The sequence below is a fragment of the Vibrio sp. sp1 genome (genome assembly GCF_016920955.1).
Taxonomy (GTDB): Bacteria; Pseudomonadota; Gammaproteobacteria; order Enterobacterales; family Vibrionaceae; genus Vibrio; species Vibrio alginolyticus.
The window spans coordinates 1,448,418-1,460,424 of sequence record NZ_CP060590.1 but is presented as its reverse complement, the minus strand read 5'-3'; the positions used below and the strand labels follow the sequence as shown (position 1 = coordinate 1,460,424).

The following is a 12,007-nucleotide window of genomic DNA, read 5'->3' as shown; positions in this document are numbered from 1 at the left end:
ATACTACCAGACCCACTATAGCGCGTTTATGATTTACTTTAAGAAAAATTCGTGGTTGTTGATAAAATCAGCAGGGATGTCATCGACTTATATTAAAACTGCCAGGTCATGTATTGAGGATTGTAAAGCCAGCTTCAAATAACCTCAGCTTTAGGTTATTAAATCGACAGTAATGTGAATTTTATTAAAGAATAGAAGAAGAAGCTTACTTAGGTGCTCGCCATTGCTACAATTTGGCGCCTTAAAATGATATAAATCGACAACTTCTAAATTAAAAGGCGCACGTTTCATGCAGCTCACTGCCACTAGCAAAGCACAGTTTTTTATTCAAAATGAGTACCATCACGTCGAAATAAAAGAGAACAGTGTTTTATTAAGCTCGATAGGCAGTGAAGAACATATTCCTTTTACGATCTGGAATGGCAAAGTTAGCGTAAAGCGTGGGTTATTATGGAGCTCTTTACAGTTTTTTGCTCATGAACACGAAGGCAAACAACAAAGCTGGCTAGTCCAAGGTTTACCGTGGCCACAATGCCGAAAGTTCGCGCTTGAGGCCGTTCGTCAATATCAAGAGTGGCACAACACTCAGTGCCGAAAACTGGCTGAGTATCTACCTAAGTGGGAAGAAGAGCTTTACAAACTAAAGCACTTGCCTGCTTACTTATCGCATTCTCAAGTGGTCTCCTGGGTTGAAAGCCTTAACCAAGAGTTAAGCGAGATGAAAACCACCCTAGAAGAAGCCAAAATGCGAATGCCGAATCGTATGTCGCAAATAGAGCCTTGGCTCATTGATACCTCTGAGGCGCTTGGTGAGCGTAATCGCGATTGGCTAGAAGCAGAACGTCCAAATTGGGAAGTGCTGTTTAATCAAATTGAATCCTCTCCTTTGAATTTATCCCAGCAATATGCGGTATTACTCAACGACGACCACAACTTAGTTCTTGCTGGTGCCGGCTCGGGCAAAACCAGCGTTTTAACCGCACGAGTTGCCTATTTGTTGCAAAGCCATCAGGCTCAAGCAGAAGAGCTTCTCATGTTAGCGTTCGGTCGTGATGCGGCGACTGAAATGAAAGAACGCTTAGTAGATAAAGTGGGCATGGCGGCAGACGGTGTGCGCGTCAACACATTCCATCAGTTGGGCTTGTATATTCTTAAACAAGTCGAACAGCAACCTGTCGAAATTAGCCCTTTAGCGTTGGACGAAAATCAACGAACGGCATGGTGTGTAGACTGGTTGAAAAAACATTGGATGACACCCACCAACTTTAAACGTTGGCAAAAACATTTAGACAAATGGCCGATTGCGTACCTAAAAGGGGATGATGAGTTAGGAAGCCATTCAGAAAATCCAAAACTGATCGCTTGGCTAGATTCGCAGCTGTCTCATTTAGCGGCGGTAGGGTTGACCAAAAAGCAAGTACAAGAAAAGCTCGTAAACCACCAAGACTATACGCGTTTAAATAGTGAACTCGCCTTATGCTGGCCATGTTTTACAGCGTGGCAGAAAATGCTTAAAGAAAGCAACCAAGTGGATTTCCCAACCATGATCAGTCGTGCGACAGATTATGTGAATAAAGGGAAGTTTGTCTCGCCATGGCGCTTTATTATGGTCGATGAGTATCAAGATATCTCTCCAGATCGTCTGGCATTGATTGAAGCACTGTGTGAATCCACTCAGAAACAAGCAGGTGCCACGTTATTTGCTGTTGGCGACGATTGGCAAGCGATCTATCAGTTTGCAGGAGCGGATGTCGATCTTATCACTGGCTTTAAAGAACGCTTTGCTCACTCTACCGTTCATCACTTAGATACAACTTATCGTTTCAACAATCAGATTGGTGATGTAGCGAATACATTCGTGCAGCAAAACCCATCGCAGTTGCCGAAAACACTAAACAGCCACAAACAACGCAAGCAGAAGAGCGTACATACCGCGCCGAGCAATCAAGTGGAAAAGATCTTGGATCACTTGAATCAACAAGCCAAGCAAACCAAGTCAGTTTTATTGCTAGGACGTAACCATTATCATAAGCCCGATTTGTTCGACGATTGGTTGCGACGTTTCCCTAATCTCGATATTCGCTTTATGACTTGCCATGCGAGTAAAGGACGCGAAGCTGACTTTGTGATTATTCTTTCTGTGGATGAGGGGCAATTCCCCGCTAAGAAGAAGCAAATTCACATTGATGGTGCGTTGACGGAATCCAAAGACAAATTCCCTTACGCAGAAGAGCGCAGGCTATTTTACGTGGCGATTACACGTGCGAAAGAGAAGGTTTGGATCACGCATACTGGCGCGGGATCTGCATTCGTTCAAGAGCTCGTTAATGGTGATTATCCCATCGTGACTTCCCGTTAAATGCAACGTTTAGAATGTTAAAAACAGCAAAGGCGATACTTGGTATCGCCTTTGCTTTATTTGGTTGGCATCAAAGCTTACATGCGCTCAGCAAGATAGGCTTCGTAATCCGGAACTTCGATGTCTACTTCTTGCTCAAGAAGAGGGGAGTTAAACAGGAACTTAGCGGTGGCTCGGTTCGTTGCTACAGGAATATTCCAAACACTAGCAATACGAAGAAGCGCTTTAACATCTGGGTCGTGAGGTACGGCATTCAGTGGATCCCAAAAGAAAACGAGAACGTCGATTTTGCCTTCTGAAATGAGAGCGCCTAGTTGTTGATCACCGCCCATCGGACCACTGATCATGCTCTTGATCGCAAGTCCAGTTTCTTTACTCAGCATGTGTCCTGTCGTGCCAGTTGCGTAAAGGAAGTGACTCTGTAGCTTTTCTTTGTTTTCTTTTACCCAGCGAAGTAGCTCAGGTTTGCAGTTGTCGTGAGCGACCAAAGCCACATGTTTATGGGTTGGCATGGTACGAATGGTTTTTTGCATCAAGATGTTTCCGTTTATATGATTTTAAAATTGTTGTGACTCAATAGAACACGTTTTTGGTCTTTCAATCAACAGCCTTAACACGGAATGTCGGCCTATATTCTGACGGAGATAACGATTCTTCGATCGTGTCGTCATGAAGCGTCTTCGGAGTCAGTGGTTTGATGGTTGGTGAGGCATGTTTGTCATAAGCTTCACCCCTTAAGTAATGCGTTGCTTGCATCACGGAAAGCCGACCTTGCTGCACCATTTTATCTGTTGGTGCGAAGAGCACTTTGTTACGTAACAGGCCTCGATATACACCATGACTTAAGTACACAGAAACTAAACCGATCTCCTCAGCTTTGCCGGCACTGCGCAGCTCACTGATGGCCGCTTCAATCGCCACTGCACTGCCAACAATGTAATCTATATTTCCCATATCGATCACACGTTGAACTAGGTTACGTTGTAACTCCTTGTCGTTGTCTGCCCAAAATGAGTCAACAATGTTGATATCACTTCCTTGTATCGCTTCATAAAATCCGGCAGTAACGGGTTTCGTACCACCACGAGTTCGCGGCCCCAAAAGTAAGGCAATGTTGGTCTTTCCTGACCCCTTTGGATGACGAGCTGCCAAATATTGACCCGCTTCGTATCCCATCCAATGCCAGTCAACACCGACAGTCCCTTTTAGCAACTCACTTTGTTCTTCATCCAAGTCGAGTTGGTTCACAGTAGCAAAAACGGGAGTATTCCCTACCCAATTTTTAAGTGAATGCTCGTAAGCCTGTGGGTCCACGGTCCCAAGGATAACTGCATCTGCTCCCCATTGGTTACACAGTGCGAGTTGTTGTTCTTGACGGGTTTTGTTTGGGTAGCCGCCCGCTTCAAGAACTCGTAGCTCGACACCTTCTCTTTTCGCTTCGGACACCATTCCATAGTTTACTGACAACCAGTATGAATCCTTTAGGTGAGGGTATATTGCACATATTTTCTCTGCGGCAACCGCTGGCAAAGAAGCAACGAGGGTTAAAGTGGCTGCAGAATGTTTGAAAAATGTGCGAAATGCGTGTTGATTTTTAACCATGAAATGAAGTTCGTTGGCATAGATTAAGTAAACACTGCAAAATATAACGTAATATGTCGCTGAACACGAACATTAAGGTCATGAAAATATGCTGCTAGCAACTGCAAGCATCGGTCGTAAACTTTTGTTGTCTTTCATTGCGATGGCAATACTGGTCATGTTATCGGCACTTATTGGTGTGTCTGGATTTTCTTTGGTTGCCAAAACCGAAAGAAATGTCGTGGATTCTGCGATTCCCGCCATGATTGAGGCGAGGCAAGTCTCTGAGTTGAGTACTCGTATTATTTCGTCTGTACAAATGTTGTCGAACGCAAGAAACGAGCAGGAAAGAAAGGAGTCAGGGCGAGTGCTGTTCGAACAGCTCGAGTCTTTACTCACTCACATCAAGGAGCTCGGGAGTGAGTCGTTCGATTCTCAATTGTTAGAAGCTTTAGAGAATAACGTCCAGAACGTTATCGACAATTTGGCAGAACTCGGTGTTTCGGTTGAAAAAAAGCTGTGGCTTGCAAAAGAGATAGATACTCGTGTTGAAGAAATGCGTCTGCTCAGTGAAGAGCTAGAACAACTAACTCGTACGCAAGTTCAGAATACAAGCACCATTGCTGTTGCTAACGTCACGCATATTTATGACTTATTAGAATCGAATAAAAAATCGCAAGTTTATCAGGCGCTAGATGCACTGGTGGAGGTCGATCTTGATCTGACTGAGCGATTGCATGAACTGCACTTGTTGGCCTTTAAAATGTTGAATCAGATTGAAGAGGCTCGGACATTAACGAATATTGAGCGAATTCAACAGGTTCAAAGTGATTTCGATAGCAACCTCAAAATCATGCAACGCCGTGTACTCGCTGTGGAAGATCCTACGCGCTCTAAGCAAATGAGCCAACTGCTCATAGAGCTTGGTAAGCGTCAGGTCGTATTTTCTATACTGATGCAGCAATACGAGAATAACGAACAGTCACAACAACTGATGCAAAAGACATTAGAGTTGTTCTCAGAGCTGAATGGCACGGTCAACAAATTGGTTGATGATTCAAACAAAACCACTACCGTCGCTGTAGACCAATTGACCAGCACACTGAAATTCGCTCAGTGGTCTTTAACCGTTATTTCAATTGTTGGTTTGATTGTATTGGTGCTGATTTTATGGCGTGTGGTGTACCTTTCTGTTGTGAAGCGGTTAGCGGAATATTCCGCTGCGTTGCTGTCTGTGGCACAGGGTAACTTAGCGGTTGAGTTGGAAGTGAAAGGCAAAGATGAGTTGGCGCATATGGGGCTGGCCATCATCACGGCTCGTAATACCGCGCAAGCACTAAAAGTGGTAGCAGAGGGTGAAGCTCAAGCCAAGCGAGAGCTTGAGGAGCATAAAGAGCATTTAGAAGAGCTCGTTGAGCAGCGCACTTCGCAGTTAAAACAAGCAAACCGCCGTTTGAATGAAGAGGTTTTGAATCACGCTAAAGCTCGCAAGCAAGCAGAGCAAGCGAGCCGAGCAAAATCGGCTTTCTTGGCGACGATGAGCCATGAGATAAGAACGCCAATGAACGGAGTGTTGGGGACAGCACGCTTGCTGATTGACTCAGGCCTCAACCCAATTCAAAAGCGTTATGCGGAAATCATTAATCGTAGTGGTAAAACGTTGCTCGCGATCCTTAATGATGTGCTGGATTACTCCAAGATTGAAGCGGGGCATTTAGAAATTCGTCACATGGGCTTCGATTTACACCAAATGGTGGAGGACACTTTCCAGTTAATGAACAGTCGAGCACAAGAGAAGAAGTTGCTGTTCTCCTACCATATTGAAAGCGATGTTAGTCGCTACTGGAAAGGCGATGTCACCAGAATCAGTCAGGTGCTGAACAATCTTGTTGGTAACGCGATTAAGTTCACTGACGAAGGAGAAATTGATATCTACGTTAGCCTGAACCCTGAGGATGAGTCGCAAGTCCTGTTTGAAGTATCAGACACTGGAATAGGAATTGCCAAAAAATACCAGAGAACGTTGTTTGATGCCTTCACGCAAGCTGAAGGTGGGATGAGCCAAACTGGAGGCACGGGGCTTGGACTTGCTATCAGTAAGCGAATCATTGAAGCGATGGGCGGTGTTTTAGAAGTCGATTCCGAAGAGGGAAATGGTAGCCGATTTTGGTTCTCTATTCCGTTAGAGGAAAGCGAACCTGTTGAAACAGGAACCGTGGCAACCGCACGTTGCAAAGTGAAAGCAAAGGTCTTGCTAGTAGAAGATAATGAAGTCAACCGAGTGGTCGCGGAAGGCTTTCTAGAAAGCATGGGGCATCAAGTCGTGATGGCGGAAAACGGCTCACAAGCAGAGCAACTGATCAGCACACAGGATTTTGATATCGCTTTAGTCGACATCAACCTCCCTGATTGTGATGGAACTGAGTTGATCCAACGCTTAAAGCGGATTGAGTGTGATAAGCCGGCCAATAAAGCGCTTGCCGTCACGCCAATGATTGCAGTGTCTGCGCACGTTTTTGCGGAAGAAGTTGAGTGCTATCTAGCCGCTGGTTTTGACGGATACTTGCCTAAGCCATTGGCAAAAGAGGCACTCGCGGCATTGATTCAGGATGCGCTAGACGGAAAGCCGTTGTTGTTGCCACAAAATGCCGACTGTACCCCGTTTGATCAAATTTCGCCTCAAGAACAAGAGCTACAATCAAAGGTCGTTCAAGCACCCCAAAAAAAGGAACCCGATGTGGTTATCATTAATCCGAGCGTGATTGAGTCCGATATGAAAATCTTGGGCAGAGATAAGATGTTGCACATTATTAATCTGTTTAGATCCACCAGCACTGATGTATTAAGCAAACTGCAAGCGTCTGCTGAGGACAATGATAGTAAAGAAGTAAAGAACCTTGCCCATAAATTAAAGGGCAGCGCGGGAAGTTTAGGACTAACTGCATTAATGAACGCTTGCCAAGCAATTGAAGCCGCGGCTCAACCTTTAGATACCTATAATGCGACTAAAGATGATTTAGTTTCTCAAGTGTCTGCATCAATTCAAGCTCTGGATGAGTTAATGGCGAAGTAATCCATCGAGCATTGAAAATAAAAAAACCTCCGGCTTTCCGGAGGTTTTTTCTATTCGGTCATGTCATCTTCCCACTCGAATCGAGTGTCTAGGGCATAAGGGTCATCATCAAAAGGATGTTCCACTTTGCCACGCAAGTATTCGAGTTGATGCTCAAGCATATTGACCGTTTCGTAGTCTCCCTCAGAACAAGCAACGTAAATCTGTTGTTCAAGAGCGGCAATGTTATCTCGGATACCCATGAGAACCCCCTTAAATCATCATCGATTCTCAAAACGATTATAGTCAAGTAATCCAAATTCGATCGGTTGTTTTGTACGGTACCAATTGTGTAAACGATCGCTAAATGACCAGAATTTTTCTGAGCTTCTACGAATCGCAAAATTATCCAATAACTTAACGTAATCGGACTCGTTTTGGATGGCACTAAATTGATCGACAAAATCTTTTACTTGGTTTTCGTTGATCGAGAAAAATGCCGCAGGGTAGCTTCCCACAACGCCGCGTACAATGGTCATATCATCGTTAGCAAAGTCACGGTTACTTTCTTCATCAAACAAGCTAGAGATGTTTGTGTGTGCATTGTTGTGAAGTAAGGTGAACAGTTCATCTTCCCCTGATTGACTTCTCACCATAAGCATAGTGATTTGCGGAACGGTTTTTAGGCCTTCACCACGAACGTGGTCAATACGTTTTAGTTGCTTTTCACTACTCGCAGAAAGAGCCGTGTCTTGAATTTCGTAGCGAGGCAGAAGCACATCTGAAACATGTTCGCTCAACAACTCCACCAACTCCGTTTTTGGATCGTCACTCTTATACTGAACGCTGGTTGGTTGGTTAAACGGCTTCACATTTCGTTGTAAAAAGTCACTCAACTGCGGGCTTTGATCTTTATACCAGCTAGATTGCAGTTCATGGCGCATATCGGCGGGTAACAACGAGATAAAGTTACTTTCGCCTTCTAGACGCAAGAAGTCCATAAACATTCGTGTCATGAGCTGATGGCCGAAGTTACCGTAAACGTCAAACCCAGCAACAAGCAAATAGTGGATACGCTCTAGTAACGCGTAGTCAAGAATCCACACTGTTTTAGGCTGCTCACCAACTAACCCTTGAACAACAGAAGCACTATCAAAATGGCGGAATATCGTTAATGCCGCATTATGGTTGGTGCCATTACCGTCCCAAATTACATCGGTGGATAGGTTTTCACCTTCTTTAAACCAGTTATTAGTGAACTCAGATTTAGCCTCTAGGTAGCGAGCTTGCTGGCGCGCGTACTTGACCCAGTTGGTAACAGGTAGCGTGTTACTTTCTTGTTCTGCCGGTAGTTTTAGGTTATCAGCCTGAGATCGGTAAAACTCATTTACTTCTGGGATGTCTGCTTTATCTGGATCAAGGAAAAACACCCAAAAGCGATCATTGATAACATTCAATGCCAGTTGGCCACGACAAACTGGGCCTTTGATGTATGCCATTATTGTATTTTGTGCATTATCTAGCATGAACTTAAAGCGCGACTTCACTGGAAGGTCGATGAATGATGTCATCGGGTTTGCAGCAACTTCTGGTTCATAACTCGGTAGCTTACTAACCATGTAATCAGCATCAATAAACCAAGTTTTCCAGTTCTCTATGCGTTGCTTGTTTAACGCGAATGGCATGTGAGTTTTATCTACTATGGTCCCTTGCTCTGGAATAATTCGATAAAACACACGTTCAACCCCTGGATCATCGTACGGGCGACGCGTTGAAATACGTTTGACGGGCTGTCCTGGTGGTGTCGCAGAGCGGACGAGCGTGAAGAATCGGGGATCTTCATCGAGTTCCGAAAAGTAGAGATGAGATAAAAACAAATGCTCATATATATACCTAGCCATCAGCTGATTTTTCAAATCAGAGTGGTTAAGTAATGTTTCGTACTTATCTATTTGCGCTTGCTCATTCTCACTAACAGGTTGGTGAACGTTCATTATTGCGCCGTTTTCCAACCAAGTCATGAGAGTGTGGTATTCACTGTTTGATAGATTTGGCATACCAAAAGGCATGCCCCAGGTTGGGTTATCCTTTTCGTATTGCTCGTATTCTTCAATCGTTGGACAGGTTTGCTCTCGGTCTATCGAAAAGTCAAAGCCTTCTAACTGGACTTGGTCAGGCAATGGGTGGCGCTCTTTTTGCTGTAGCAAACGTGCGATAAGGCCTGCGTCAATGTTGGCTGCCATGCTTTGATCACGTTCGTTGAGAACCGGATGAAAACCCGCATCGCGCCACTCTTGGGTTGTTTCTGCATCTTCGAATAAGCGTGTTGGTGCTGCGGCTGTGAGTCTTGTTCCTTCATATACCAGTGCTTTACTCGCACCACGGTCAATGCCTTCAACAGAAGAGAGCTTAAGCTGACATGGTGCATCGTAGCACGCGTGGCAGACGACACAGCGGTTATCCATAATGGGTTTAACTTCGCTTTGGAAGAAGTTTGCTTGAGGGGTTTCCACGTCAACTGTGCGTTCACGCACGAGCTGTGGACCAAACAGTTGGTCATAGTTAAGACCAGCATAGGTTGCACAGCCGGCAAACAAAGTAGCAATGCAAAGTGTAAAAATTAAGCGCAAATTCATTGAGTTACTTTACGTGATTAGAATTTGCATTAATTAAAGCAAAATAAGCGGTCAATTACCAAAAGTTGGGTCAATTAGCGTTAATTTTTCTGTTGATTGTTTGAGCGCTTGAAAATGTAACCCTGGCGGTGGACTGTCTGAATTCTGTCTGTTGGAACGCCTTCGTGAACTAGACGCTTTCTCATTCTGCTCATGTGCATATCGAGTGCTCGATCATGTTCAGTAAATTCACGTTTTAGTACTGTTTCGTAAAGAAAATGCTTACTAAGTACTTGATCTTGATGGTGAGTGAGAGTTTGCAGCAGCTTAAATTGAATGCTTGTCAACTGAACAGATTTCTTGTTTGGCAAGTAATTGAGTACCACAGAGTGAGTGCGCTTATCTAGTAATAGCTCCTCATCATTATGGTGAACGCCGTTGTGTTGGCATTGGGAAGTTTTTCCATTTGAAACCTTGGAGTCAAGCACACGGGCACCTTAATTATTAATAGTAGTAAAACGTATTATCATTAATATTTATGTAAAAGCAATCAGGTACTTTATGAGCACTGTGATATGCGTAGACAATCTTAATACTTGAGATTACCAGTAGTGATGAATGGTGCGATGGCGCTCTGAACTAAAGTGCTATTGGAGTGCGTATTAGCTACAAATAACGGTGTAATGTTAGGCAAAGATAGAAAGAATTCTCATTTAGTAAATTCGCTTATCCGCTATTTGTGAACTATACATTCTGTTGCAGGAAGCACTTTTCTAATACACACAGAGGTTTATATGACAGCGAAATATGGCGTTAAACGCCGATTAGCGATTCTTGCCGCCGCTTTAATCGGTGCGACAAGTAGCAGTATCGCAGCAGAGAAACCAAATATTCTCGTCATTTGGGGTGATGATATTGGCCAGTCCAATCTCAGTGCTTACACGTTTGGCTTGATGGGGTACAAAACACCAAATATAGACAGTATCGCCAAAGAAGGCATGATGTTCACTGACTATTACGGTGAGCAATCTTGTACAGCGGGCCGTTCTACTTTCATTACGGGCCAAACCGTTCTTAGAACAGGTTTGAGTAAAGTGGGGCTTCCAGGTGCTGATCTTGGCTTGAAGGAAGAGGACGCAACCATTGCCGAAATGCTGAAGCCGATGGGCTATATGACAGGGCAATTTGGTAAAAACCACTTAGGTGATAAAGATGAGCACCTTCCTACTAATCACGGCTTCGATGAATTTTTTGGCAACCTTTATCACTTGAACGCCGAGGAGGAGCCAGAAAACGTCGATTATCCTAAAGATCCTGAGTTTCGTAAAAAGTTCGGTCCGCGCGGCGTTATCCGTTCGTACGCTGATGGCAAAATTGAAGATACAGGACCTCTAACTCGCAAGCGCATGGAAACCGTGGATGAAGAGACGTTAGATGCGGCACTCGACTTTATGGATCGTGCAGTCAAGGCTGAAAAACCTTTCTTTGTCTGGTGGAACGCAACTCGTATGCACTTCCGTACTCATGTGAAAGAAGAGAACTCTGGAAAAACAGGCATCAGCGAGTATGCAGATGGTATGGTCGAGCATGATAATCATGTAGGTCAGCTGCTGAAAAAAGTGGATGATTTGGGTATTAAAGACAACACAATCGTCTTTTACTCCACCGATAATGGCCCACACATGAACTCGTGGCCAGATGCAGGCACAACGCCATTCCGTGGAGAGAAAAATACCAACTGGGAAGGTGCGTACCGAGTTCCTGCGATGGTACGTTGGCCGGGTAAAATTAAAGCTGGCTCTGTTTCGAATGATATCATGCATCACATGGACTGGATGCCAACGTTCGTTGCTGCCGCGGGTGATTACAATATCAAAGAGAAATTGCTCAAAGGTTATAGTGCGAATGGTAAGAAATTCAAAGTTCACCTAGACGGCTATAACTTCCTACCATATTTGACTGGTAAAGAGGATAAGGCCCCACGTGAAGAAATTTTTTACTTCTCAGATGATGGAGACTTAACTGCACTTCGCTATAACAAATGGAAGCTGGTCTTTATGGAGCAACGAGCAAAAGGTACGTTGCGTATTTGGGCTGAACCATTCACCACACTTCGTGTTCCTAAGATCTTCAACTTGCGTATGGATCCTTACGAAGTGGCTGATATCACTTCTAACACTTACTACGATTGGATGCTAGACCGTGCTTACATGCTTGTTCCTGCGCAAGCTTACGTAGGCAGATTCCTTGAAACGTTTAAAGAGTTCCCACCAAGGCAAAAAGCAGCAAGCTTCTCGCTCGATCAAGTGATGGAGAAACTAAAAGAGAACCCAAATAAGTAAGAAAAGCTAAGTGAAGTTCCACATCTAGAAAGAGGCTCATTAAAGTGAGCCTCTTTTT

8 protein-coding genes are annotated in these 12,007 nt (G+C 44.3%); 3 read left to right on the top strand and 5 right to left on the bottom strand.

Translation table 11 applies throughout. The annotated features are described in order from the left end of the window. Window positions 1-289 precede the first annotated feature (289 nt). Window positions 290-2,359: a DNA helicase IV gene (gene helD, locus H9L11_RS21945; protein WP_005376572.1), complete on the top strand. Its 2,070-nt coding sequence runs from the start codon at window positions 290-292 to the stop codon at window positions 2,357-2,359. Between the two features lie 77 nt (window positions 2,360-2,436). On the opposite strand, the gene H9L11_RS21940 is transcribed toward helD, so the two are convergent. Beyond that, window positions 2,437-2,892, bottom strand: coding sequence for a methylglyoxal synthase (locus tag H9L11_RS21940; RefSeq protein WP_005376571.1), 456 nt, complete (start codon window positions 2,890-2,892; stop codon window positions 2,437-2,439). Between the two features lie 64 nt (window positions 2,893-2,956). Further along, window positions 2,957-3,961, bottom strand: a complete 1,005-nt coding sequence (gene torT, locus H9L11_RS21935; protein WP_033906475.1) for a TMAO reductase system periplasmic protein TorT — start codon at window positions 3,959-3,961, stop codon at window positions 2,957-2,959. An 88-nt stretch (window positions 3,962-4,049) separates the two neighbouring features. On the opposite strand from torT, the gene torS reads away from it, so the two are divergent. Further along, on the top strand, window positions 4,050-7,013 hold the full coding sequence (gene torS / locus H9L11_RS21930) for a TMAO reductase system sensor histidine kinase/response regulator TorS (protein WP_205391199.1): 2,964 nt from the start codon (window positions 4,050-4,052) through the stop codon (window positions 7,011-7,013). Window positions 7,014-7,063: 50 nt separating this feature from the next. Here the strand turns inward: torS and H9L11_RS21925 are convergent, their stop codons facing one another. From H9L11_RS21925 to H9L11_RS21915, 3 genes are all read right to left on the bottom strand, one after another. Next, entirely contained in the window at window positions 7,064-7,255 is a 192-nt protein-coding gene (locus H9L11_RS21925) for a hypothetical protein (protein WP_005376565.1), read from the bottom strand. Window positions 7,256-7,273: 18 nt separating this feature from the next. After that, complete coding sequence (locus tag H9L11_RS21920; RefSeq protein ID WP_205391198.1) at window positions 7,274-9,628, bottom strand: fatty acid cis/trans isomerase; 2,355 nt, start codon at window positions 9,626-9,628, stop codon at window positions 7,274-7,276. A gap of 80 nt (window positions 9,629-9,708) precedes the next feature. Continuing rightward, window positions 9,709-10,095, bottom strand: a complete 387-nt coding sequence (locus H9L11_RS21915; RefSeq protein WP_025767860.1) for a winged helix-turn-helix domain-containing protein — start codon at window positions 10,093-10,095, stop codon at window positions 9,709-9,711. A 306-nt stretch (window positions 10,096-10,401) separates the two neighbouring features. Here H9L11_RS21915 and H9L11_RS21910 point away from each other — a divergent pair, with 306 nt between their 5' ends. Then, a complete protein-coding gene (locus H9L11_RS21910) occupies window positions 10,402-11,949 on the top strand; it encodes an arylsulfatase (RefSeq protein ID WP_205391197.1) in 1,548 nt (515 codons plus the stop codon). The last annotated feature ends 58 nt before the right edge of the window (window positions 11,950-12,007 follow it).

Excerpts from the sequence above, each read along its gene's own strand:
- helD (WP_005376572.1), top strand. The coding sequence starts at position 290 with ATGCAGCTCACTGCCACTAGCAAAGCACAGTTTTTTATTCAAAATGAG.
- H9L11_RS21940 (WP_005376571.1), bottom strand. The coding sequence starts at position 2,892 with ATGCAAAAAACCATTCGTACCATGCCAACCCATAAACATGTGGCTTTG.
- torT (WP_033906475.1), bottom strand. The coding sequence starts at position 3,961 with ATGGTTAAAAATCAACACGCATTTCGCACATTTTTCAAACATTCTGCA.
- torS (WP_205391199.1), top strand. The coding sequence starts at position 4,050 with ATGCTGCTAGCAACTGCAAGCATCGGTCGTAAACTTTTGTTGTCTTTC.
- H9L11_RS21925 (WP_005376565.1), bottom strand. The coding sequence starts at position 7,255 with ATGGGTATCCGAGATAACATTGCCGCTCTTGAACAACAGATTTACGTT.
- H9L11_RS21920 (WP_205391198.1), bottom strand. The coding sequence starts at position 9,628 with ATGAATTTGCGCTTAATTTTTACACTTTGCATTGCTACTTTGTTTGCC.
- H9L11_RS21910 (WP_205391197.1), top strand. The coding sequence starts at position 10,402 with ATGACAGCGAAATATGGCGTTAAACGCCGATTAGCGATTCTTGCCGCC.